Here is a 23,176-nt window from a genome sequence, read left to right as displayed (position 1 = left end):
TGGTATCCACGCGAGCGCTGCCGGTCGTGCGAGGGCGAGTCCTTCACCTGGGAGCCGCTGAGCGGTCGCGGCACGCTGTTCTCCTGGGTGGTCGTGACCCACCCATTCCTCCCGCAGTTCGCCGAGATCGTCCCGTTCGCGCCAGCCCTCGTCGCGTTGGAGGAGGATCCGCGTGTGCGCCTCGCCACCCGCATGGTCGACTGCGATCTCGACGCGCTGGAGTTCGAGATGCCGGTGCACGTCACGTTCCGCCCGCTCAGGTTCGCAGATGTCAGCGGCGAGGTCCTCGCGCCACTCTTCGTCCCAGCTCCGGCCACATCATGACGGCGTTGTCGCCGAGATAGCCGGCGCGATGTTCGGGTGAGAGCTTGGCGGTGGCGGCCCGGCCCCACTCCACGAGCTCGCCGTACGGGCGGTCGTGTGTCTGGGAGTAGTCCGAGCCCCACATCAGCCGCCCGTCGAAGCGCCCCGCGAGCTCGGCGACGACCTCGGCCGGATCACCATGTGCGGCCATCAGGTCGAGTGCGTTGGACGACACCTTGAGGTACAGGTTCGGAAAGACCGCGAGCGCGCTCAGCTCGTCGGGCACACCGTGTGAGAAGTCGGCGAACGCGCAGTGGTCGAGCGCGAGGGGAACCGACGGGATGTTCGGGATCGTCGCCGCGAGCTCCGCGAGTCGGTGGGCAAGGATCGTGACGACGACCGGCACCTCGAGTGTCGAGATCTCGTCCCACAGCCCGCGCGGCTCCTGGAGGCCCCCGTCGGTGATCGCGACCCAACGGATGCCACGCATCGCCTCGTCGCGCACCACCTGTCGAGCCGCAGCGATCGGATCGGACGCGGTCACGTCGATGCACGCGACGCTCGTGCACCGCTCGGGGAAGCGCCGGGCACTTTCGGCGCAGTACCGATTGTCGTGTCGGTACGCGCTGATCGCCTGCACAAGCACCGCCGCGTCCACGCCGGCGTCGTCCATGAGCCGGAGCAACCGCTCCACCGAGCACGGGTCGTCGCGGTACCACGCACCCGTCACCCCGCTCGGGTCGAGGGGGAAGCGCTCCTCGTCCTCGCTGATCACATGTACATGCGTGTCGATGAGCGTCACCATGTCGCGCTCGCTCGGGGCCGGGATACCCGACCCCGTCCCTGTGGGACCGCGCGCCTGCGCATCAGTCCGCGCCTGCGATCGTTGGCTGCGTCGTCAGGAGCGCATCGGCATGCACGGGTTCGCTCTCGTCGATCGATTCGTTCAACGGCCCCATCGCGTCGTACACGAGTGCCGCGAACACCGCGAATGCGAGAACGACGGTGCCGCCGCCGATCACCGTCGCCCGGAGGCCCACGAAGTCAGCAACGGCACCGCCGAGGAGTGCGCCGAACGGGACGCCGGCAAGCAACCCCATCAGGTAGATGGACAACACCCGGCCGCGATGGCTCTCCTCGACCCGAGCCTGGATCGACGTGTTCAACGACACGGCGATGAACATGTATGCGAAGCCCATCCCGAAGAGTCCGACAACGCCGGCCGCATACGCGGGCGCGCCACCGAGCAGCATCTCCCCGACCGCGAAGAGCACGAGACCGATCATCGCAAGCCGCGATCGGCGGATGCGGTCACCGAACGCAAGGGTGAAGAACGTCCCGAAGACCGCTCCCAAACCGAACGCGGCGACCATCAAGCCGTACTCCGCCTTGCCGACGTCGAAGACGCGTCGGGCCAGCGGGGCGCAGAGCTGGATGACGGACGATCCGAAGAACGAGACCACGAAGATCGTCAGGACTGGAAGGAGGAGCGCCTGACGCTCTCGCACGTATCGCACACCGGCCCGGAAGTGCTCGAGTGATCCGGTCATCACCACCGGAAGATCAATCGCACGCGGATGGATCGCGAGCAGCGCCACCAGGACGAGCAGGAACGACACCGCGTTGAAGAGGAACCCCACGCTCGGCCCGAGCTCGGCGAGGACGAGCCCGGCGAGCGCCGGGCCGAACGCGCGCGCGGCGGTGAACTGCACCGAGTTGAGTCGAATGGCGCTCAGCATGTGCTCCGTGGGCACGAGCTGCGGAATGAAGGACTGCCACGACGCAATCCCGAGCCCGGAGCCAATCCCCGACACGAGGAGGATCGCGACGATCGACTCAGGAGTCGCGGCGTCGCTGACCCATAACGCGAAGAGCGCGAACGCTGCGATCATCATCAATGCTTGCGTCACCAGCACGACCTGCTTGCGCGGGTACCGGTCGGCAAGCGAGCCTGCCAACGGCCCCATCGCCAGCGCCGGCCCGAATGCCATGAACGCGGCGAACCCCACCCAGGTCGTCGAGTGGGTCATGCGGAGGATCACGTACGGCACTGTGATCGTCTGCATCCAGTTGCCGGAGTTCGACACGATCGCCGCCAACCAGAACACCCGGTAGTCGCGCGACCGGAATGCCACCAGCGCACCCGGAGAAGCCGGTGTCATGCATCGGTCCCGAGCGCGTTGAAGGGTCCGGCGAGGTATCCACCGTCGATCACGAACTCGGCACCCGTGCAGTACGCGCTCGCGTCGGACGCGAGCCAAGCCACGAGCTCGGCGACTTCCTCGGGCTGGCCGATACGCCCGAGTGGATTCGAGTGGGCCAGCGCCGGCCGCATGTCGAAGCCGTCCCAGCTCTCGGGCTGCACCATCGGCGTATCGATCGGACCGGGGTGCACCGAGTTGACCCTGACCCCACTGCGGCCGAGCTCGAGCGCCGCCACCTTGGTCAACCCGCGCAGCGCGAACTTGCTCGAGACGTAGCCGGCGATTCCGCCGGCGCCCACGAAGCCGTTGACCGACGAAATGAGGACGATCGACCCTCCTCCGCGCTCGACCACGGCCGGCGCGGCAGCGCGCACGCCGAGGAAGGCCCCGACCTGGTTCACCTCGATCACCTTCCGATAGTCGGCCAGATCGGTGTCGACGATCGGTCGGGGCATCGGTGAGATCCCCGCGTTGCTCACGAGCACGTCGAGGCCATCGAAGCGATTCACCGCCGTATCGACCGCAGCGGCCCAGTCGCCTTCGCTGGTCACGTCCAGGTGGCAATAGGCGGCACGTTCACCGATCTCGTTGGCGACGTTCTCGCCGTCATCATCGAGCACGTCGCCGAGAACAACGGCCGCGCCTGCTGACGCGAAGAGCCGGGCCTCCGCGGCACCCTGTCCCCTCGCCGCACCGGTGATCAGCGCGACCTTGCCGTCGAGTCGCGTCACCTCAGGGGAGAAGGTCGGGGACGTGATCCAGGTTGTAGAGGGCCTTGCAGTTGTCGTGGAGCATCGCTTTGACCTGGTCCTTGGGCACTCCGCGGAAGTTGCGCTCGATCGAGACGCGGTTGTTCGGCCACTCCGTACCCGTGTGTGGGTAATCGGTCGACCACATGATGTGCTCCAGGTTCAACCGGTGCCGAAGCTCGATGCCGACGGTGTCGACCATGAACGTGGCCCAGAAGTTCCGGTGGAAGATGCGGCTCGGCATGGTGCGCATCTGCTCGACACCGTTCGTGAACCACCGGTAACGCAGGAACATGTCATCGACCTGCTCGAGCAGCGTCGGGATCCACCCGATGTTCGCCTCGACGAGGAGCAGCTTCAGACGCGTGAACCGTTCGAAGATGCCGGAAAACAGCAAGTCGCACACGACGGGCAGAGTGTGCGCGCCCGCCTTGCTCGAGCCTGCGACGCCCATGAACGCGAGCGTGTCCATCCCTGGCGGATTCTGACCGACCGCACCCTTCACGAAGCTGCCGATGTGCACCGCGACCGGAACGCCGGTGTCCTGCACGAACGACCAATACGGATCGTCCTCAGGCGCGGGGTCGAGGCTGCCGTTGGGGAACGCTGACATCACGACGCCGCGGTGCCCTAGCTCAATGCACCGCTTCGTCTCTTCGATCGCGTCGTCGACACCGGTCGTGGGCAGGATCCCCTGCCCGACGAGTCGACCGTCGGACGCGTCGCAGAACTCCGCGAGCCACTCGTTGTACGCGCGCACACAAGCTCGTTGGAGCTCGGGCTCCGCGCCGTAGACCTTTGCGCCCCCCAACGTGACACTCGGATACAGCACCTGGAGCCAGATGCCGTCGGCATCCATGTCGGCGAGCCGAGCCTTCACATCGAAGCTCCCAGGCCTCATCCCCTCGTACGTGATGCCCGCTGGCTTGAACTGCAGGTACGAAAGCCCCGCGGTCGCCGTGAGGCCGACGGGGCGTATTGACTTGCCGTCGTCGAAGGACCACACGTCGCCGTTGTCGGTATGGACGACTTTCGGTGCCCGGTCCTTGAACTTCGCCGGGACTCGCCCCTGCCACGTATCGGGCGGCTCGTTCACGTGCGCGTCGGAGTCGAGGATCGGGTAGTCGATGCTCGCAACCTCGCTGAAGATGTTGGCGTCCATCGGGTTATCCGACCACTTGCGACCCGGACCCGCAACTGCGAGGGTCGCGTCCGCATGTCGACCGCCGAGATCTGCCACGGCACGTGCGACCCTCGGTTCGCTGCGGTCGGTGATGCTTTCGCCTCCGGCTTTGCCGACGGGCGCGAGCTCGGCGCTTCCCTTGCGGTGGAGATCGACGGCCGCGCGGTGGTCGATCTCTGGGGCGGTCACGTCGACGCGGCGCGTTCACGGCGCTGGGATCGGGACACGATCGCGTGCACGTTCTCGTGCACGAAGGGGCTGGCCGCGATCGCGCTGCTCATGCTCGTGGATCGCGGTGTGGTCGATCTGGACGCTCCGGTCGCGAAGTGGTGGCCGGAGTTCGCGGCAGCCGGCAAGGACGACGTGCCTGTGCGCTGGCTCCTGACCCACGAGGCCGGGCTGTCGGCGATCAGCCGACCGATGCCGTTCGGCTCATTGTCGGACTGGGAAGCGATGACCGACGCGCTGGCCGCCCAGGAGCCGTCGTGGGTTCCGGGCACCGCGCACGGCTACCACGGCGTGACGTTCGGCCACCTGCTCGGCGAAGTTCTGCGCCGCGCCGACGGGCGCACGATCGGGACGTTCCTTTCCGAAGAGATCGCGGACCCGCTGAGCATCGACTGCTTCCTCGGCCTGCCCGCTGCGGAGGAGTCACGCACCGCAGACATGGCGATCGATCTCGTCGAGGGCGCACCGACGTTCTTCTCGCACTGGCAGCCCGACGGTCTGGGCCCGAAGTCGTTCGGGAACCCGCCCGACTGCAACGTCATCGAGCACACGAACTCTCGTACCTTCCGCGCGGCCGAGATCCCTGCTGCCAACGCTCACTCCAACGCGCGCGCGTTGGCGCGCGTCTACGGAGCACTCGGAAGCGGAGACCTCGTCGATCCCGAGCTGGTTGCCGAAGCCGGGCGCATCCACGTGGACGGACTCGACGTCGTGATGGACCTCCCGACCCGCTTCGGCCTCGGGTTCGAGATCACGATGCCCGAGGCCGAGTTCTCGTTCGGACCCGGCGAGCGCACATTCGGTCACAACGGCTCGGGTGGTTCCCTCGGCTTCCTCGACCCGGACGCCGGGGTCGCCTTCGGTTACGTAATGAACCGCATGCAGTGGACCACGCGCCGCGACGACGAGCGGTGGTTCCCGATTCTCGACGCGCTCTACGAGGCGCTGTGAAGGCGTCGGATCGGGAGCAGATCGTGCACACGCTCTTCGAGCGTCTCTCCGCCCGCGACTTCCGTGGTGTGGCCAACCTGCTCGACGACGACGTGGAGTTCGACCTCGCCTTCGCGCCCGACTTCCTCGAGATGCCGGTCCGGGGTCCAGCCGCGATGGAAGCGCTGCTCACAAACGTGATCGGCGCGATGTTCGAGCCGTTCCGCATCGAGGTCACCGCGACGTATCCCGGCGAGGACACCGAGACGTTGGTCGCGGAGTACCGCAGCGAGGCCGTGGTCAAGCACAACGAGCGCCCGTACCTCAACCGTTACGTCGGCATCTTTCGATTCGCCGGCGACAAGATCCGGTTCTGGCGCGAGTACCACAACCCCGAAGCCGCGACCGCCGCGCTGTCCTGACCGAGGCGCGGCGAGTGCCAGCCACGCCATCCAGCGTGCTCGCAGCTCGGCGCGCAGTCGCGCGAGCACCGCGGTCAGGACGTGCCCACTCCGTAGCCCCGGTCCATGGCGGCACCGTACCTGTCGACCTCTGGCTGGACTAGAACGGTCCCAGCAAACGCGCACGGAACGAGGGGGACGAGAATGGGCACGCCAGCCGAGGTCCGCGACATCGCGACCGGCCTGGAATTTCCCGAGGGTCCGATCGTCATGCCCGACGGCAGCGTGCTCGTGGTCGAGATCCGACGCGGCACGCTGAGCCGCGTCGGCACCGACGGCAAGGTCGACGTCGTCGCCGACCTCGGCGGCGGCCCCAACGGCGCGGCGATCGGCCCCGACGGTGCTTGCTACATCGCCAACAACGGCGGCTTCCTGTGGAGCGAGCTCGACGGGATGCTCATCCCGTTTGACCTCAAGACGATGAGCAACCAGCCGGTCGACTTCACGGGTGGATGGATCAACCGCGTCGACCTCGAGACCGGCGAGCACTCCGTGCTGTGCGAGGAATGCGACGGGTTCGCGTTCCGGGGGCCGAACGACATCGTGTTCGACACCGACGGAGGATTCTGGTTCACCGACTTCGGGAAGTCCCGCGCCCACGACACCGACCGCGGCGGCCTCTACTACGGCACGGTTGCCGGGAAGTCCGTCGTGCAAGTGGCGCGAGGGCTGCTCGGGCCGAACGGCGTCGGGCTCTCCCCCGCCGGTGACCGCGTGTACGTGGCCGAGAGCTACACCGGTCGGCTGAATGCTTGGGACGTAACCGGACCCGGCAAGGTCAAGAGCCCGATGGCCACCGTGGTCGAGGCCACCAAAGGCCACTTCGACTCCCTCGCGGTCGAAGCTGACGGCGCGGTCGTGGTCGCGGCGATCGGCGAAGGACTGTGCGTCGTGCAAGCCGACGGCACTGGGCACGAATACGTGGCGCTGCCCGACCGGTTCACCACGAATGTGTGCTTCGGCGGCGACGACATGCGCACCGCCTACGCGACGCTGTCCGGAATGGGAAGGCTGGTCGCGCTGGATTGGCCTCGCCCCGGGTTGAAGCTCGCGTTCTAGCCATGCCCGACATCGCGGAGCTGGTGCGAGCCAGGGCAGCCGGCGGTGAACGCTTCGCACTTCGGTTCGAAGACGACACCTGGACGTGGATCCAGTTCGTGGATGCCGCGACGCAACGCGCCGCGTGGCTGCGCGCCGAGCTCGACCGTGACGTGCCGCGTCACGTCGGACTGCTCCTCGACAACGTCCCCGAGTTCGCGATTTGGCTCGGGGCAGCCGCGCTGACGAACGACGTGCTCGTCGGTATCAACCCGACCCGGCGCGGCGCAGAGCTCGAGCGCGACATCTGCCACACCGACTGTCAAGCCATCGTCACCGAGCGTCGCCACCTGCCGTTGCTCGATGAGCTCGACCTCGGCCCCGCGAACGGTCGGATCCTCGTGATCGACGGCGATGGATACGCCGACGCGCTCGCTCCATACGAGGGTGCCCGGGTTCCCGAAGCCGAGATCGACCCGATCGCGCCCTACCTGCTGCTGTTCACGTCGGGCACCGGCGGTGCACCGAAAGCGTGCATCGTCTCCCAGGGTCGGTTGGTCCGCATGAGCACCGGGCTCACGATGATGCAGCAGCTGACGCACGACGACGTCATGTACTGCACGATGCCGCTCTTCCACTCGAACGCGATCATCACGTCGTTCGGGCCATGGCTGATCTCGGGCGCCGAGCTCGTCCTTCGCCGGCGCTTCTCCGCATCGGGCTTCCTGCCCGACGTGCGCAAGTACAGCGTCACATACTTCAACTACGTCGGCAAGCCACTCTCGTACATCCTCGCCACCCTCGAGCAGCCTGACGACGCCAACAACACCCTCGTGCGAGTGTTCGGCAACGAGGCCGCCGATCTCGACATCGAGCGGTTCGGCACGCGGTTCGGTTGCACGGTGGGTGACGGCTACGGATCCACCGAAGGTGGCGCCAACATCAACCGGATGCCCGAGATGCCCAAGGGTGCGCTGGGCGTGGGTCCCGACGGAACGTCGATCGTGAACCCCGACACCGGGGAAGACTGCCCGCCCGCGCGCTTCGATGACGCCGGGCACCTGCTGAACTCCGACGAGTCGATTGGCGAGATCGTCAACAAGCAGGGCGTGCCCTCGTTCGAGGGGTACTACAAGAACGCCGAGGCTGACGCGCAGCGCGTGCACGACGGCTGGTACTGGACCGGCGACCTCGGATATCGCGACAAGGACGGGTGGTTCTACTTCGCCGGCCGCGATTACGAGTGGCTCCGCGTCGACGGCGAGAACTTCGCCGCCGCACCCCTCGAGCGCATTCTCGCCCGTCACCCCGACGTTGTCCTCGCCGCCGTCTATGCCGTGCCCGACGAGGTGGTCGGCGACCAGGTGATGGCCGCGCTCCAGCTGAAGCCGGGCGCGTCGTTCGACGCGGCCGGCTTTGACGCGTTCCTCGCCGAGCAGGCCGACCTCGGGACGAAGTGGTCACCGCGCTACGTGCGCGTCGTCGACTCGCTCCCCGTGACCGAGACGCAGAAGATCCTGAAACGCCAGCTTCGCAACGAACGCTGGGACGTCACCGTTCCCAACCTTCCCAGCAAGGTCTGGTGGCGCCCCGCCAACGACGAGCAGCTGCGGCCGATGACAGACGCGGATCGGTCCGACCTGCACGCCCGGTTCGAGGCGCGTGGTCGGACCGATCAGCTCGAACGCGTCTGAGGTCAGTACATCATGACTCCCCCCGCAGCGACCCGTGGGGCCGCCAACGGCATGGACGCTAGCCGCGCACTTGCTGCCGCGGCGTTAGCGTCAGTGCCCATGGTCGATCTGAACGGAAGAGTCGCCGTCGTCACCGGCTCGGGCCGTGGCATCGGCCGCGCCGAGGCGACGCGCCTCGCCGCCTATGGCGCCAAGGTGGTGGTCAACGACCTCGGCGTCGCCACCGACGGCAGCGGTACCGACGAGACCCCGGCCGATGAGGTCGTCGGCGAGATCCGTGCTGCCGGTGGCGAGGCCGTCGCGGACCGGTCCGACATCTCCACGCCCGAGGGTGGCGAGGCGGTGGTGCAGCGCGCCATCGACGAGTGGGGCGGGCTCGACATCGTGGTGAACAACGCTGGGTTCGGCCGCCCGCGGATGGTCTTCAACATGGCGACTGAAGAGTGGGACGACGTAATCCGAGTGCATCTCCGCGGCACGTTCGCCGTGACCGCGCCGGCCTGCCGCTGGTGGCGCTCTGAGGCCAAGCGCCAGGACGGGCCGGGATACGGGCGAATCGTCAACACCTCCACTGGCCTGCTGATGCTCGGCGGCGCCGGCCAGTCGAACTACGTCGCGGCCAAGGCCGGGGTGATGGCGTTCACCAACGCGATCGCCACCGAGATGGCGCCATACGGCGTGACGGCCAACACGATCATGCCGTCGGCCTACACACGCCTCGCGGCGATCGGCTGGCGCTCGGCCCGTAACCGAGAGGCCGCGCCGGGCGAGATCGACTACGGCGACCCGGTTCATGTTGCCGAGATGGTCTGTTACGTCGCGTCCCCCGAGGCGGGCTACCTCAGCGGTCAGACGTTCCAGGTGCGGGGTGGGACCGTCGAGCACATCAGCGCGTGGGAGATCGACCGGGTCTTCGATCGTGTCGATCGCGGTTGGACGGCCCCTGACCTCGCGGGCGAGATCCCGCGCCTGTTCGGCGCCGGCGCCAAGCGCCCCGAGCTGCCCCCCAAGGAGTGGAAGAGCAAGTACCAAACCAAGAGCGGGTCCGCGACCACTCCGGAAAGCTGAGGCTCCATGGAGCTCGAACGCATCAGCCACGTGATCGAACAAGCACGCGATGCGCTGACCGTGCGGCGCGTGTACGGCGACCCGATCGAGCGTGACGGCACGGTCGTCATCCCCGCAGCCGCGGTAGCCGGCGGCGCCGGCGGCGGCGGCGGCACGGACGAGCTGGGCAACGTCGGCGGCGGGAGCGGGTTCGGCCTGCACGCGCGACCGGTCGGCGCGTTCGTGATCCGCGACGGCAACGTGCGCTGGGAGCCGGTGATCGACCGCGAACGCCAACTCGTGATCAACGCCGCGCTCGCAATCGGCATGCTGCTCGTGCTCCGGCCGCTCCTGCGCGGTCGCCGTCGCGGCCGAGGTCGGAGCTGAAGCAAGTGTTCTTCGATGTCGACTCCCACTTCATGGAGCCGCCCGACCTCTGGGCCGAGCACATCGAGCCCGCCTTTCGTGACCGCGCGCCCACCACCAGCGATCGCGGCGCGATGTCGGTCGACGGGATGCGCCTGCCGACGGTGAGGTGGCGACGCTTGGCCGGTGGCATGAAGACCCTCGAAGACACCTGGGCCAGCACGTACGGCCGCTACGACGAGCGCGACTGGGACCCCGACGCCTACGTGCTCGCGATGGACGACCAGAGCATCGACCGCATGGCGCTCTACCCCAGCCGCGGGCTGATGCAGGTGGCTGTGGCCGGTCTCGATCCTGCGCTCGCGGCCGCCATCGTGCGCGCGTACAACGACTGGGCCACGAAGTTCGTCGCCCATGTACCGGACCGACTCCTCGCGGTCGGACAGCTCGCACTGAACGACGTCGACGCGGCAATCGTCGAAGCCCGCCGCGGTGTGAACGAGCTCGGGATGAAGGGATTCTTCGTGCTGCCGGAGCCTCCCCTCCCCGGCGTCACGCTCGAGCATGACTACTACGAGCCGCTGTGGGCGACCTTGGAAGAGCTGGGCGCGTCGCTGTCGTTGCACAATGTCGCCGGCACCGGCCTCGGGCAGATCGGCGCCGATCGCTTCGGCGACTGGGCACTGCCGCGCGTCGCCGCTGCGTTCCCACTCGAGTCCCAGCTCACCCTGTTCTCCTTCTTGGTGGGCGGCATCTGCGACCGGCACCCCGGCTTGCGGGTGGTCGTGTTGGAGTCAGGCGCGGGCTGGCTTCCCTTTTGGCTCTGGTGGCTCGACGAGCTGTACGAGCGCTACGCGAGACTTGACGTGCACGAGCTGTCGGCCACGCCGGGCGAGCTCTTCCGCCGACAGTGCTTCGTCTCGGCCGAGATCGAGGAACCCAACCTCCGACAGGTCATCGATGCAGTGGGGCTGGACTGCATCGTGACCGCGGCCGACTTCCCCCACCCCGAAGGCTCGTTCCCCAACGGCGTGCGCGAGTTCATGGCGCGCGACGACCTCAGCAGTGCAGAGAAGACCGCGATCGCCTGGGACAACCCCCGCCGGCTCTACGGACTGGACTAGCCAAAGAGCACGGGAAGGTGGCTCGGCGCGCGGAATGCGAGGCCACTGATGTGCACGTCTTCGGCGTCGGGATCCAAGCGCACGTTGGGCAGCCGGTCGAGCACCGTGTTGATCACGACCGTCGTCTCCATACGGGCGAGGTGGATGCCGAGGCACATATGCGGGCCGAACGCGAACGACATGTGCTGCTGCGAGTCGCGGAACATGTCGAAGTCGTCGGGCCGGTCCCACCGGGACGGATCTCGGTTGGCGCCGCCCATGCACACCTGCACCGGTGAGCCTGCGGGGATCGTGACGCCGTCGACCTCGACTTGGCGCATCGCCGTACGTCCGATGCTGGTGAGGGGCGGCTCCCAGCGCAGACCTTCTTCGATCGCTTGGGGCATGAGCTCGCGGTTGGCGCGCAACGCCTCGAGTTGGTCGGGGTTGCTCAACAGGCCGAACATGAGGTTGCTCGACGACCGATAGGTGGTCTCCGCGCCAGCCGGGAGCAACAGCCGGAGGAACGCGATGATCTCATCATCGGTGAGCCGCTGACCGTCCAGCTCGGCTTCGGCGAGCACGCTGATGACGTCGCTCTGTGGGCTCGATCGCCGGTCGGCGATGATCTTCGCGAAGTAGTCGTAGAGCCACTGCGACGCGACGAGGCCGCGCTCGATGTCGGAAATGATGCTGATCAGCTCTACCGCCTTCGCGTGAAAGGCGGGCAGATCGTCGCGCGGGAGTCCCAGCATCGCCGCGATCACCTGCACCGGGAACGGGAAGAAGAGCTCGCGCACGAGATCGGCGTTCCCGCGGTCGGCGAAGGCATCGATGTTCGCGGCAACGGTCGGCCCGACGATGTCGGCTTCCCACCGTTCCATGGCCTTGCGGGTGAACGCCTGCTGGATGAGCGACCGGTACCGGTGGTGCTCGGGCTCATCCATCTCGAGGATGGAATGGCCCATCAGCAGGCCGATGTTCTCGGCGTAGCCCGACGACGAGAACGTCTCGCCGTCCTTGAGGACCTGCTGCACGCCGTCGAACGACAAGACCGTGTGCGGGACCGATGTCGCGTCACCGAGCAGCGCCGCTTCCATGCCCGTCTCCATTCCGAAGCGGTCCCACATCGGCCCGGCCTGCACCGGGCACTCGCCCCGCAGCTCGTGGTAGACGGGGTACGGGTCTCGAACTTGGCCGACCCCGGCGGACTCGTCGAAGGCCGCGAACGGGTCGTACTCCTCGTGCGCTTCGGAATCGATCGTGTCAGTCATGGCCACCATGCTGCCACGGCCCGCCCTCGGTAGCCTCCCGCCGTGCCCCAAGAGCCCAACCATCCCCTGCTGTTCCAGCCCCTCAAGGTGGGGCCGTTGGAGCTGCGCAACCGGGTGATCTGCGGCGCCCACTTCACGATGTTCAGCGAGCCGAACCCGGTCTGGGGCGAGCCCGGCTTCTACGGGCGCCGGTACGGGCGATATCTGGCCGACCGGGCTCGCGGCGGAGTTGCGGTGGTGATCGCGGGCGAGACCGCGGTGGCACCGAACACCGCGTACAAGATGCCCAACAACGCCAACGGCTGGGATGAGGCGTGCGTCCCCCACTATCTCGATCTCACGAGCCAGGTGCATGAGCACGGCGCGCTCGCCTTCGTGCAGCTCACGCACTCCGGGGCGATGATGCTCGGCAACTGGTCGAAGCAGGTCGCGGTGGGCCCGTCGATGTCACCCGACTACTTCGAGGCGCCCAAGGCCATGGACGCCCGCGACATCGCCGAGGCCATCGACTACCACGTTCGCTGCGCGCGCAACGCGGTGGCCGGCGGCTTCGACGGCATCGAGATCCAGAGTGCGCACGGCTATCTTCTCCACCAGTTCCTCTCTCCCAAGTTCAACTACCGGTCCGACGAATACGGCGGCTCGTTGGAGAACCGCATGCGCTTCGGCGTGCAGGTGATCACCGCGGTACGCGAAGCAGTTGGCAACGAGGTGGCCGTCGGACTCCGGCTGGCGGGCGACGACGAGCAAAGCCACGGCCAACCAGGACTCACCGCCGAAGACTGCGCCGACGTTGCCGCCCGCTACGAGCAGCTCGGGCTCGTCGACTTCTTCAACGTGAGCGTGGGCATCGGCGGCATCGGCATGGTGCGCACCAACTATGCCCCCCACCTCCTCGGCGTCTACGCCGCGCACAAGGTTCGCGAGCGGGTGGTCACCGAGATGCGAGACACGCCCGTGTTCACCGTGCATCGCATCCTCACTCCCGACGAAGCCGAGGGAATCCTGGAGCGCGGCGAGGCCGATGGCATCACGCTCGTGCGCGCGCTGATCGCCGATCCCGAGTGGGTGAACAAAGCAAGGGAGGGAAGGTCCGACGAGATCCGCCATTGCACGGGGATCAACCAGTCCTGCTACGGCAACCTGCTCCAGTCGATGCCGATCAACTGCGTCCAGAACCCCGCGGTCGGACGAGAAGACGAGCTCGGTCTCGGCACCCTCCAAATGGCTTCGCAGACGAAGAAAGCGGTCGTCGTGGGCGGCGGACCTGGGGGCATGGAAGCCGCCGCGGTCGCGGCGGCGCGCGGACACGACGTGACGTTGCTGGAACGAGACGAGGAGCTCGGCGGCGCACTGCGTCTCGCGGCGCAACTGCCGGGAAGGGAAGAGATCTGGGAGATCGCCCGCTGGCGGATCGGTGAATGCGAGCGCCAAGGCGTGGACGTGCGCACCGGCGTGGACGCGACCGCCGATACGGTGCTCACGTTGTCACCGGACACGGTGGTGATCGCAACCGGCGGCGTGCCGTCGAAAGAGGCGCGCTCGGCGTACCACCCGATGCCGGTCCCGGGGTCCGAGCAGGAATGGGTGCTCGACCACGTGGAAGCGCTGCGACGAATCCTTGCGGACCCACGCGCCCTCGGGGACAACGTGGTGCTCTTGGACGGGGTTGGCCACGCCCAGGCCATCGGCCTCGGCGAGATGCTCGCGACGCACGGCGTCGAAGCCACGTGCGTGACCACGCTGCCGGTGCCCCTCGCCCTCGACGGCGAGACGCAGGCTGCGATCCTCCCCCGTGCCGTGCACGCGGGCATGGCCTGGCGACCCAGCACTGCGCTCGCGTTCATCGGCGACCACGAGGTCACGCTCCTCGATGTGCTGTCGAGCAAGCTGGAGACCATCTTTGGTGTGGACACCGTCGTCATCCGCACCAACGGTCTTCCCGACAACCACCTCGCTGAAGATCTGCGCGAACAAGCCTCCGACCTGGACATCAAGGTGATCGGCGACGCGGTCGCGGTTCGCCCGGTCGACCGCGCCGTGTACGACGGCCACGTGGCCGGCCGCGCCATCTAGGAACGCTGGAGCTAGATCAGCCCCTGAGAAAGAAAGCCTGGCGCCGGGTCTTTGGCGCATGCCGCCTCGGGGCTGACACTGAGATCCACGTCAGGATCGTCGAGGAAGACCTGGCGGATCGCGCGCGGGCAGTCGGTGCCCTTGGTGACCGCGTGCCCGAAGCCTGCAAACTCGAAGTACTGCGCGTTCTTGAGCAACTTCGCGGTGCGCTTGCTGTCGGCTGCTGGGGTGATGGGATCGAGGCTGCCCGCGAGCACCAACGTCGGGATCTTCGACCGCACGGGTCGGCTGAACGAGTCAGGCAACGGCTCGACATCCCAGACGTCGCAGTACGGCTGCGCCGCGAATCGCACCAGAACCGAGGACGGACCGGGCTTCTCGGCCTCCTTCGCCTCGCGCTTGGCATTCGCGAACTTGGCTGCGTCGGCGCACTCCACGGAGAGGAACATCCCCTTGGAGGGCGTCGCCAGCGCGGGTATGCCCTGCTCTGCCAACACTTCGAGGAGCCCGGTGTCTCCGGCGGCGAAACTCTCGATGACAGTGGGCAGCGTGGGGATGAGGTCGGTGTCGTACATCGCGTCGAACAACCCCGTGTAGATGTCGTCGCCCGTGACCACGAACGTCTCACCGCTGCTCAGCGTGACGTCCACCGGCGCGTCGTTGTAGCGGTCGACGACGGCCTGGATCGTCTGACCGAGATCGGGTTGGAGGACCGAGCAGTCGGCGTCGGCATCGCATGCAGCGACCAAGCGGTCGAGCGCCGCGCCCGCGCCGTCGGTGTAGAGCTCGAGCCCCCCGACGTCGGGTGGATACACCGAGTCGAGCACCACCGATCTGATCCCCTCAGGGAAAGATCTCATGGTCTCGAGCGCCAACCGCGTGCCGTACGCCACTCCATAGAGGTTCCACTCGTCGAGCTGAAGGGCTTCGCGCAGCGCGGCGACATCTGCCGCACTCTCCTTCGTGTTGTAGGCGTCGAGGTTTACGCCCTCCTCCACCAGCCGCTCGCGGCACGCGACCGTCGCGTCCACCAGCGCGGCCAGCTCGTCGGCGTGCGCATCAGCCCGCGACAACGTGTCGATCGCAGCCTCCGCACGCTCGGGACAGTCGAGCGACGGCCCCGAGCGACCAGTGCCACGCTGGTCAAAGAGCACGATGTCGCGGTTCTCGAGCATCGGGCTGGTCACGAAGTTCTCGAAGCCCTCGATGCCTGGGTCGCCTGGCCCCCCGGACAGGAACACCACAGGATCGGGCTCGGGCGTGGCTGACCGGCTCTCGAGCACCATCACCTCGAGCTCGATGGTCTTGGCCCTCGGTCGGGCCCAATCCTCTGGCACCACCAACGTGTGGCACGTGGCTGACACGCCCCCAGGGATCAGCAGGCCGCATTCGTGGTCGCGCAGGCGGGGTGCACTCTCACCGGCCACGGCTGGCGCGGGAACGAGGCTCAGCGACGCGAGCGCGGCGACGACCGTCAGCCTGAGGAAGCGGATGCGCATATGCCCAGATCTTCGCATCGCAGTCGGCAGCGGATTACTTCCCGAGCCCTGCGAGGAGCATGGTGGCGAACTCCTCACCGATCTCGGGCAGCGTGCGCTTGCCGTCGGGCGTGTACCAGCGATGCGACCAGTTCAGCATCCCGATGATGCCCAGCATGACGAGCCGCGGATCGAGATCGCCGCGGAACTCCCCCGCCGCGATCCCCTCTTCCAACAGCCCGACCATCACCTCGCCGTACGCGTGCGCGTTCTGCTGGATATCACGATCCGAGCCGACCGTGAGGACGTGCAGGTTCTCGGCCAGGAAGACGAAGAGCTCGGGGTAGTTGTCTTCCAATGTCTGCATGTGGTGGATGACGGCCTTGCGCAACCGATCCGTCGGAGACAAGGGAAGCGCTGCGATCTCCCGCAGGTCGGTGGTCATGCGGTGGATCGGCTCATCGAGGATGGCGATCAGGAGCTCTTCCTTGTCGGCGACGTAGTAGTAGAGCGTCGCCCGGTTGATGCCCACCTCACGCGCGACATCTTCGAGTGTGGCGTGCGCGTACCCGAGGCGTCGGAACACCTCGGAACCCGCCTCCATGATGGCGGCCCAACGCTCCTCGGAGTTGCGCCGATCGGCGTTCCGACGTTCGGCGCGTCGCTGTGCCATCCCCGACCCCGGCTTGCCGCGCGTCCGCGCCTGCTTCGCCGGCACTAGCTCTTCCCCTCGGGATCAGTGTTCGCCGCGGGCGCACCCTCGGCGCGCTGGCTCGGATACGTCGGGCGCTTCGTGCCCTCGGGATCCTCGGTCTCGCCGCGCATCCGTCGTTGGTACACCGGGTCGAGGAAGCCCTGCACGTCGCCGGCTGACGACGCCACCGTCATCATGTCGGCCGACTGTTGCATGTGCAGCCGCATCCCCATCATCTCCCACGCCCGCCGCAGCCCCATCTTCGCCGTCATCAACGTCGTGAGCGGCGCATGTGCGATCGTGGCCGCGAGCTCCTCCACGGTCGACTCGAGCTCGGCGAGCGGCACCACCCGGTTGACCATGCCGAACTCGAGCGCCTGCTGCGCCGTGAGCTTCTGGGACGTGAGCAGGTACTCGGCCGCGCGCTTGTAGTTCATGAACACCCACGGCTCGACCATCGTCTGCCCGCCGGGAAATCCCAAACCTTGGACGAGCGGCATCTGGAACCACGCGTCGTCGGAGCACACCGTGAGGTCGGTGAGCAACGCCCAATACGAACCACCCCCCAAGGCGTAGCCGTGAACTTGAGCAATGGTGGGCTTCGGGAACTCCCAGAGGTACAGCACCGGCCACACGAACAGCTCGTAGCGGGCGCGCCACACGCTCCCGAGCCGCTCGATCGCCTCCTCGGTCTCCGGGTACGTGCCCGGCTCTCCGCTCATCACGTGCCCGGCGCAGAAACCCTTGCCGTTGCCCTTGATGATCACGACCTTCACGTCGTAGTCATGCTCGGCCTTGCGCAAGGCGGCATCGAAGTCCCACACCAGCTGTGACGACTGGGTGTTCGCCTTGTCGCCCCGGTTGAGGATGACGCGTGCGACCGCGCCCTCCTTCTCGTAGATCACGCTCTCGAGCTCTTCTCTTTCCATGCTCAGAGCCCCATCGTCACTGCTGCACTTCGACGCCACCGACGTTGGCGGCCGTCTCCTCGATCGTTCCATCGGCGTCGACGAACTTCAGCTCGGAGCGCCTTGCGCGGAAGTTGATCGTCTCGAAGCCACTCGGCTCGGCCGCGAGCGCGTACTTCACGTTGGCCGGGAACGCGAGGCACGTGCCCGTGCTGTTCACCTGGTTCCCCGTGCGCACACCGCCGCTGAGCACGTAGATGAGCTCGTCGGCACTGTGCGAGTGCGGCGTGACCGACCAACCGTCGTCACGCTGCGAGAACAGCAGAAAGGCGTCGCACGTCTCGCATGTGGAGTCGGCGAAGAACCGGAAGAACGGCTTGTCGGGCGGCGACTCGTAGCGCCCACGTGGCCCGATCACGTGGACCGTCGCGCCCCGTAGTGCAGCCGACGGATTCGCCGACCCGAAGTGAGCAACTTTCGTGAAGCCGGACGCCACGACCCTGCCCGCGACGCCCGATTCCACGATGAGCGCCCCGCCGGCGGGACACGATGCGTCCCGCTCCACATCGTTCTCTGGCTTGCCGTCCTGTGCTCCAGCGCTGTCGATCTTGCCTGCATCAACACCCAGCGCGCCACTGATCACGTACACGGCCTCGTCGCCGTGCTCGCGGCCCCACTCCAAGCTCGCGCCCGGCTCGAGCTCGCTCACGTAGAGCCAGATCGAGAAGCCGTCGGGGCTCAGACGACGCGACGTGATCGCACCGTTCGTTGCACAGGTCGCCGGAGAGTCGGCCGCGACCGGCGCATCGGCTTCGGTGGCGCGCTGCTGCTTGACCATGGCTCCCCTGGGCGGACGGCCGTGGCAGCCTACGGGCGGCATGACCCAAGCATCAACGTTCGCGTTGATGAGCATCATGCGGCCACGAGAGCCCGGCGCCCGGGGCGGCTGCCCCTGTGGTTGTCGGCCACCTGGGCAGTCGGGTGGTCGATCGGGCGGCAGCCACTCGGCGGCGGACAAGAACCTCTTGTTGGTGCCTTCGCCGACCAGGCGCAGCTTGTGGCGGTGCTTGTACGTGTGGTGGTAGCGACAGAGCTTGTTGAGGTTGCGGCGCTCGGTCAGTCCGCCTACCTCGACCGGTTGGTTGTGGTCGATCTCGAGGCCGTAGCTGGCGTTGCAGCCGGCGATCGCACACTCGGGGTAGAGCTCCTCGAGCGCGGTACGCAGGTGTGCGGGGATCGTGCGGCCGAGATGCGAGACCGCGAGCACGTCGACACCATTGGTGACGAGCGCTTTGAGGAACGCGTCTTCCGCGAGGCGCTGCGCCACGCTCACCGGGATCGGGCCGACGCCGGCGATCTCACACACCTCGCCGGGCAATGTGTCACCGGTCACGAACGCTCGGTGGTCGATCCGGACCGCGATGGTCGGCATCGGCCCCGTGCCCTTGGGCATCTCTCCGGTTGACGCGTCGGCCATGGCCACCAGCGCGTCAAACATCAGCGCGTCGGCGCGCTCGCGCTCGTCGTTCTTGCGGGCGGCCTCGAACAGCTCGTGCTCATACGGCACGAGGGCCAGCGCGACGCGGGTGGTGAGGTCGAGTGGGCCGCGCACATCGATGCGGCCGGAGCCGTGATAGTCGCTCCAGTGCCGGAACGTCCGCTCGCGATGAATCCGCTCGTACTGCTTGTCGGCATCGCGGGCCGCGGCCGCGATCACGCGGGCACCCTCGGCCTTGAGGCCCTTGATTCCGTCGATCTGCGCACATCGGAGCATCATCGGCTCCGCCGACGGATCCGCGGCGGCCGCGGCGGCGACCTCCTTGACCTGCACACCCGAGAGCCGGCCAGCGCGCAATGCAGCGTGGGTGGCCGGCAGGTCTTCGAGCTGACGCGCGGTGCGGATCTGCTGCTCGGCAGCAAAGACCGTCGTGCCGGTGACCTTGGCAAGGTAATGCGCCGCGCTGCGGTGCTTGGCTAGATCGAACGCGCCCGCCGCTTCCACCCGTCGCGCCATGATCGTGACCCCGGCACCCCCGAGGTGCTGGACCTCTGCGAAGTCCTCCATGAGCTCTCGGGCGCGAGATCCGTCGACACAGGAGGGGTCGACGTCGGCCAGCTCGGCGAGGAGCAGCTCGATCGCCTGGCGGACTCTCGTGGACACGACTTCCCTCCTCCGGGACGGCCCACCTGGGTGGGGCCGATGGGGGAAGTTGTCGTCGACACGATAGCGAACATATGTTCGCCTTGTCAAGCCCAGGGGCAGATTTCTCAAGAAATCTCGGGGCCTGGCGTCAACGCGAACGTTGATGAATTGTCGACGACCGTGGGACCATGAGAACCGCATGAAATCGGGGGCTGCGCCGGAGCGGGTGACCAAGGACTTCGCCGTCTTCGACTGCGACGCCCACATCAACGACCCCCTGAAGATCTGGGACTACGTCCCCAAGTCCCAGCGCGAGCTGGTGCGGGCCACGTACTGGAAGACGAACGAGCAGGCCTGGCTCAACGGCGAGAGGGCCAGCGGCGGAGGGAATGGCGAGTACGCGCCGGCGGGCATGTACAACCCGATCTGCATCGCCGGTCCGCAAATGAATAAGAAGATCGTGCGCCGGCTCGCGTCCATGGTGCCGCTCACCGCCGAGCAGCGCGACTACCTCGAGCACAAGGGTGCCACCGACCCGAAGGCCAGAGTGCGCGACCTCGACCTCATGGGCATCGACCAGGTGCTGGTGATCCCAACGAAGGTGATCCAGAACCTGCCGTTCGCCGAGAACGTGGCGGGCGTCGACGTGTTCTGCCGCGCGTACAACGACTTCGCCCGCGACTGGTGCTCTCACAACAAGCGCCGCCTCTACCCCGCCGCGCTCCTCCCCCTCCAAAGCCCCGAGCACGCCGTGACCGAGCTGCTTCGGGTGGCCGACCGTGGCTTCCCGGTCGCGCTCATGCGCCCGTTCGACGCGGCCGGCTGCTACCCCAACGACCTCGGACTCGACACGGCGGGCTTCGGCATCGGCGGCACGCCGCCGGTCACGCTCGACAACCTGTTCCGCACGTTCGAGGCGACCGGCGTCGTGCTCGGCATGCACACATTCCCCGCGCACCATCCGCCGTCGACGGCAGGACCTGGTTTGCTCGCGTCGCCCGGTGAGCTCGTGGCCTACGCGGGTGCCGACAGCCAGACGCTCTCCTTCATCTTCGAGATCCAGGTGTGGCTCGCACAGGTGCTGTTGTGTGGGTTCCTCGACCGCTATCCCGGATTGAGGATGGCGGTGTTCGAGTCAAACTCGCAGTGGCTGGTGCCGTTCCTCGCGCACTGCGATCGGCTGTTCCAGCTGTACGCCAACGAGCGGAAGTGGGAGGCGAAGCGCCTGCCGTCGGAGGCGTTCCACGAGCAGTGCGTCATCTCGTTCGAGTCCGACGAGACGCAGACGATGCGTCAGTGGGACACGTTCGAGGAGATCGGGATCTGGGCGTCGGACTGCTATCACCACGACGGCGCCGATTCGTGGAGCGCCATCCGCGCCATGCGCGAGATCGGTGTGCCCGACGAGGTGCAGGCGAAGCTGCTCGGCGGCAACGCCCGCCGGATGTACAACATCGACGCCAGGGTGTTCGTGAAGGACGAGCCCGCGCCGATCAAGCGGCCCGACTGGTTCCCCGGCGGTCCCGAGCTTGACGAGTGGGCCGAGCAGCAGGCACACGCGCGCCGCACCGAGCTGACGACATGACCGTCGTCGATATCGACTCCCACGTCTACGAACCCGAGTTCCTCTGGGAGGACTACGTCCCCAAGGAGTACCAAGCCGCGGCGCGTGCCGCGCTGTGGCACGGCTTCGACGACGACGGCCATCGCCTCACGATCCGCAATGGCGCACCGGTGCAAGAGCTCGGTCGATCCCGACTCATCCGAGAGGCGATCTGGTATCCAGGCACGACGCCGAGTGACATCGGCGGCCTCGACCCCAACGTGTTCCATGACCCGAACGCAGGCGCATGGGACGCCGAGATGCGGCTGCACGACATGGACGCCATGGGCGTCGACCAGGCCGTCTTGCACCCCACGTTGTTTGCCGAGCACCTCCCGCTCGTCGCCAACCCCGACGTCGCGGCGGTGCTCGCCCGTGCGTACAACGACTGGGTGTGGGACTTCGCCCAGGCCGCGCCCAACCGTCTGCATCCGGCGGCGGTGTTGCCGCTCCAGAGCGTGCTGCTGGCGCGCCGAGAGCTCGACCGAGCTGCCGAGCGCGGCTTCCGCTCGGTGTCGATCCGTCCGATGTTCTACGCCCGCGAGCCGAACGCCAGCATGAACGGCTCGGCCGGCGGATCGGCGTTCATGGCGTATGACCACCCCACCGGCGGTGTGTTCGTGACCGACGCGCACTTCCTGCCGCTGTGGCGCCAGCTCGACTCGCTCGGCCTCGTGGCCTGCGTGCACCCGTCGCTCGGAATCACGAACCCGGAGCCGACGTCAGCCGGTTCGTTCGTCGAGCGCGTGTCCGCTCGCCTCGGCATCGGCCACACGGTCGCCGAGCCCACTGCGCTGTTCCAGGACAACGCGACGTTTCTCACGGCCACGCTGTTCACCGGCCTGTTGGAGGACATGCCAACCCTCAAGCTGGCGCTCCTCCACTCCGGCGCGTCGTGGCTGCCGTTGGTGCTCGAGAAGGCCGAGACCTACTTGTGGCTCTCGATCCCGGGCGTGCTCAACCCGCCCGAGAATCCGGTCAGCCTCGAACCTGAAGACGTGATCGCCGAGCACCCGCTGTTGCTGTCGTTCGATGCCTGGGAGACGCCCGTCGCACGCCTCGTCGACGAGATCGCCGCCAAGGCCGCGTTCGGCTCCCGGTATCCCAACCACGACACGTCGACGTCCGCCGAAGCAAGGTCGATGCTCGGAGGGAACGGCATCGACCAGAAGACCGCCGACGCGCTCATGGGCGGTAACGCGGCGGCACTCTTCGGCATTGCTGCACGCGTCTGAGCGATCCTGGTCCCATGCCGAAGCAGTTCGTCAAGAAGATCGCCGACCACGATGACCTGGAGCCAGGCGAAGCCGTGATCGATGCCTGCTACGGGCTCGGGAAGGGCGTCCTCCACCTCGCCGACCGAATCGCGCCGACACGGTACGAGGCCACGGCCGACCAGGCGACGGATGACCCCGCCGGGAGTGAAGCAGCCAAGATCGATCGCACCGGGATCCTTGGCGTGTCCGATCGACGAGTGCTGTTCTTCCCGGTGAAGACCGTGCTTGGGAGGCCGAAGGCGGTGAGTGCGGCGTGGTCCTTCGACCAAGTCGCAGGTGCCGCGTACGAGAAACCGATGCTGACGGTCACATTCGCCGACGGTTCGACCGGCGGCCTCCATGTGCCGCGCGATGGCGATGCATTGGCCAACGCGATCAACGAGCGCGCCAAGGCGAACTGAGGCTCGGTATCGTGAG

Annotated in this window: 21 protein-coding genes; 12 read left to right on the top strand and 9 right to left on the bottom strand. The window is 67.3% G+C overall.

The window, feature by feature from the left end:
• Positions 1-324: OB-fold domain-containing protein (locus tag WEE69_08710; protein ID MEX1145370.1), on the top strand; the 324-nt coding region annotated here is incomplete at its 5' end.
• On the opposite strand, the gene WEE69_08705 is transcribed toward WEE69_08710, so the two are convergent.
• From WEE69_08705 to WEE69_08690, 4 genes are all read right to left on the bottom strand, one after another.
• Positions 272-1,108 (bottom strand): amidohydrolase family protein, encoded by an 837-nt coding sequence (locus tag WEE69_08705; protein ID MEX1145369.1) that lies wholly within the window; start codon positions 1,106-1,108, stop codon positions 272-274. The two genes, WEE69_08710 and WEE69_08705, sit on opposite strands and share 53 nt — an antisense overlap.
• A 61-nt stretch (positions 1,109-1,169) precedes the next feature.
• Positions 1,170-2,465 carry an MFS transporter gene (locus tag WEE69_08700; GenBank protein ID MEX1145368.1) on the bottom strand — a complete coding sequence of 432 codons (1,296 nt, stop codon included), beginning with the start codon at positions 2,463-2,465 and terminating at the stop codon, positions 1,170-1,172.
• Positions 2,462-3,238, bottom strand: a complete 777-nt coding sequence (locus tag WEE69_08695; GenBank protein ID MEX1145367.1) for a glucose 1-dehydrogenase — start codon at positions 3,236-3,238, stop codon at positions 2,462-2,464. Before WEE69_08695 ends, WEE69_08700 begins: the two co-directional genes overlap by 4 nt.
• 1 nt (position 3,239) lies before the next feature.
• On the bottom strand, positions 3,240-4,418 hold the full coding sequence (locus WEE69_08690; protein MEX1145366.1) for an amidohydrolase family protein: 1,179 nt from the start codon (positions 4,416-4,418) through the stop codon (positions 3,240-3,242).
• A 54-nt stretch (positions 4,419-4,472) separates the two neighbouring features.
• Between WEE69_08690 and WEE69_08685 the strand changes: the two genes are divergently transcribed.
• The 7 genes from WEE69_08685 (at position 4,473) to WEE69_08655 (ending at position 11,327) form a co-directional block, all read left to right on the top strand.
• Positions 4,473-5,618 carry a serine hydrolase domain-containing protein gene (locus WEE69_08685; protein ID MEX1145365.1) on the top strand — a complete coding sequence of 382 codons (1,146 nt, stop codon included), beginning with the start codon at positions 4,473-4,475 and terminating at the stop codon, positions 5,616-5,618.
• Positions 5,615-6,019 carry a nuclear transport factor 2 family protein gene (locus tag WEE69_08680; GenBank protein ID MEX1145364.1) on the top strand — a complete coding sequence of 135 codons (405 nt, stop codon included), beginning with the start codon at positions 5,615-5,617 and terminating at the stop codon, positions 6,017-6,019. Before WEE69_08685 ends, WEE69_08680 begins: the two co-directional genes overlap by 4 nt.
• Positions 6,020-6,202: 183 nt before the next feature.
• Positions 6,203-7,117, top strand: coding sequence for an SMP-30/gluconolactonase/LRE family protein (locus tag WEE69_08675; GenBank protein MEX1145363.1), 915 nt, complete (start codon positions 6,203-6,205; stop codon positions 7,115-7,117).
• A gap of 2 nt (positions 7,118-7,119) precedes the next feature.
• A complete protein-coding gene (locus tag WEE69_08670) occupies positions 7,120-8,790 on the top strand; it encodes an AMP-binding protein (protein MEX1145362.1) in 1,671 nt (556 codons plus the stop codon).
• A 99-nt stretch (positions 8,791-8,889) separates the two neighbouring features.
• A complete protein-coding gene (locus tag WEE69_08665) occupies positions 8,890-9,858 on the top strand; it encodes an SDR family NAD(P)-dependent oxidoreductase (GenBank protein ID MEX1145361.1) in 969 nt (322 codons plus the stop codon).
• Between the two features lie 6 nt (positions 9,859-9,864).
• Positions 9,865-10,224: a spore germination protein GerW family protein gene (locus tag WEE69_08660; GenBank protein MEX1145360.1), complete on the top strand. Its 360-nt coding sequence runs from the start codon at positions 9,865-9,867 to the stop codon at positions 10,222-10,224.
• Positions 10,225-10,229: 5 nt separating this feature from the next.
• Complete coding sequence (locus tag WEE69_08655; GenBank protein ID MEX1145359.1) at positions 10,230-11,327, top strand: amidohydrolase family protein; 1,098 nt, start codon at positions 10,230-10,232, stop codon at positions 11,325-11,327.
• Here the strand turns inward: WEE69_08655 and WEE69_08650 are convergent.
• A complete protein-coding gene (locus WEE69_08650; GenBank protein MEX1145358.1) occupies positions 11,324-12,580 on the bottom strand; it encodes a cytochrome P450 in 1,257 nt (418 codons plus the stop codon). The genes WEE69_08655 and WEE69_08650 overlap by 4 nt on opposite strands.
• Positions 12,581-12,622: 42 nt before the next feature.
• On the opposite strand from WEE69_08650, the gene WEE69_08645 reads away from it, so the two are divergent.
• On the top strand, positions 12,623-14,656 hold the full coding sequence (locus WEE69_08645) for an FAD-dependent oxidoreductase (GenBank protein MEX1145357.1): 2,034 nt from the start codon (positions 12,623-12,625) through the stop codon (positions 14,654-14,656).
• Positions 14,657-14,667: 11 nt separating this feature from the next.
• Here the strand turns inward: WEE69_08645 and WEE69_08640 are convergent, their stop codons facing one another.
• Genes WEE69_08640 through WEE69_08625 form a run of 4 tightly spaced genes read right to left on the bottom strand, consistent with a single transcriptional unit; the run spans position 14,668 to position 19,897 of the window.
• Positions 14,668-16,155: an alpha/beta fold hydrolase gene (locus WEE69_08640; GenBank protein ID MEX1145356.1), complete on the bottom strand. Its 1,488-nt coding sequence runs from the start codon at positions 16,153-16,155 to the stop codon at positions 14,668-14,670.
• Between the two features lie 34 nt (positions 16,156-16,189).
• A complete protein-coding gene (locus WEE69_08635; protein MEX1145355.1) occupies positions 16,190-16,852 on the bottom strand; it encodes a TetR/AcrR family transcriptional regulator in 663 nt (220 codons plus the stop codon).
• Positions 16,852-17,757, bottom strand: coding sequence for an enoyl-CoA hydratase-related protein (locus WEE69_08630; GenBank protein ID MEX1145354.1), 906 nt, complete (start codon positions 17,755-17,757; stop codon positions 16,852-16,854). Before WEE69_08630 ends, WEE69_08635 begins: the two co-directional genes overlap by 1 nt.
• 16 nt (positions 17,758-17,773) lie before the next feature.
• Entirely contained in the window at positions 17,774-19,897 is a 2,124-nt protein-coding gene (locus WEE69_08625) for a DUF222 domain-containing protein (protein MEX1145353.1), read from the bottom strand.
• 181 nt (positions 19,898-20,078) lie between these two features.
• Between WEE69_08625 and WEE69_08620 the strand changes: the two genes are divergently transcribed.
• The 3 genes from WEE69_08620 to WEE69_08610 are packed head-to-tail and all read left to right on the top strand — an operon-like array spanning position 20,079 to position 23,160.
• On the top strand, positions 20,079-21,464 hold the full coding sequence (locus WEE69_08620; protein MEX1145352.1) for an amidohydrolase family protein: 1,386 nt from the start codon (positions 20,079-20,081) through the stop codon (positions 21,462-21,464).
• Positions 21,461-22,717 carry an amidohydrolase family protein gene (locus tag WEE69_08615; GenBank protein ID MEX1145351.1) on the top strand — a complete coding sequence of 419 codons (1,257 nt, stop codon included), beginning with the start codon at positions 21,461-21,463 and terminating at the stop codon, positions 22,715-22,717. Before WEE69_08620 ends, WEE69_08615 begins: the two co-directional genes overlap by 4 nt.
• Before the next feature lie 14 nt (positions 22,718-22,731).
• Positions 22,732-23,160 (top strand): hypothetical protein, encoded by a 429-nt coding sequence (locus WEE69_08610; protein ID MEX1145350.1) that lies wholly within the window; start codon positions 22,732-22,734, stop codon positions 23,158-23,160.
• Positions 23,161-23,176: the final 16 nt, after the last annotated feature.

Source organism: Acidimicrobiia bacterium (genome assembly GCA_040881685.1).
In the GTDB taxonomy this organism is placed as follows: domain Bacteria; phylum Actinomycetota; class Acidimicrobiia; order IMCC26256; family PALSA-555; genus SHVJ01.
The sequence above is the reverse complement of the archived record's forward strand: the minus strand, read 5'-3'. Positions and strand labels throughout refer to the sequence as shown.

What these genes read in the sequence shown, in the direction of transcription:
- WEE69_08705 (MEX1145369.1), bottom strand. Translation starts at nt 1,108, where the DNA reads ATGGTGACGCTCATCGACACGCATGTACATGTGATCAGCGAGGACGAG.
- WEE69_08665 (MEX1145361.1), top strand. Translation starts at nt 8,890, where the DNA reads ATGGTCGATCTGAACGGAAGAGTCGCCGTCGTCACCGGCTCGGGCCGT.
- WEE69_08610 (MEX1145350.1), top strand. Translation starts at nt 22,732, where the DNA reads ATGCCGAAGCAGTTCGTCAAGAAGATCGCCGACCACGATGACCTGGAG.
- WEE69_08650 (MEX1145358.1), bottom strand. Translation starts at nt 12,580, where the DNA reads ATGACTGACACGATCGATTCCGAAGCGCACGAGGAGTACGACCCGTTC.
- WEE69_08630 (MEX1145354.1), bottom strand. Translation starts at nt 17,757, where the DNA reads ATGGAAAGAGAAGAGCTCGAGAGCGTGATCTACGAGAAGGAGGGCGCG.
- WEE69_08685 (MEX1145365.1), top strand. Translation starts at nt 4,473, where the DNA reads ATGTCGACCGCCGAGATCTGCCACGGCACGTGCGACCCTCGGTTCGCT.
- WEE69_08615 (MEX1145351.1), top strand. Translation starts at nt 21,461, where the DNA reads ATGACCGTCGTCGATATCGACTCCCACGTCTACGAACCCGAGTTCCTC.
- WEE69_08640 (MEX1145356.1), bottom strand. Translation starts at nt 16,155, where the DNA reads ATGCGCATCCGCTTCCTCAGGCTGACGGTCGTCGCCGCGCTCGCGTCG.
- WEE69_08660 (MEX1145360.1), top strand. Translation starts at nt 9,865, where the DNA reads ATGGAGCTCGAACGCATCAGCCACGTGATCGAACAAGCACGCGATGCG.
- WEE69_08620 (MEX1145352.1), top strand. Translation starts at nt 20,079, where the DNA reads ATGAAATCGGGGGCTGCGCCGGAGCGGGTGACCAAGGACTTCGCCGTC.
- WEE69_08700 (MEX1145368.1), bottom strand. Translation starts at nt 2,465, where the DNA reads ATGACACCGGCTTCTCCGGGTGCGCTGGTGGCATTCCGGTCGCGCGAC.
- WEE69_08670 (MEX1145362.1), top strand. Translation starts at nt 7,120, where the DNA reads ATGCCCGACATCGCGGAGCTGGTGCGAGCCAGGGCAGCCGGCGGTGAA.
- WEE69_08690 (MEX1145366.1), bottom strand. Translation starts at nt 4,418, where the DNA reads ATGGACGCCAACATCTTCAGCGAGGTTGCGAGCATCGACTACCCGATC.
- WEE69_08675 (MEX1145363.1), top strand. Translation starts at nt 6,203, where the DNA reads ATGGGCACGCCAGCCGAGGTCCGCGACATCGCGACCGGCCTGGAATTT.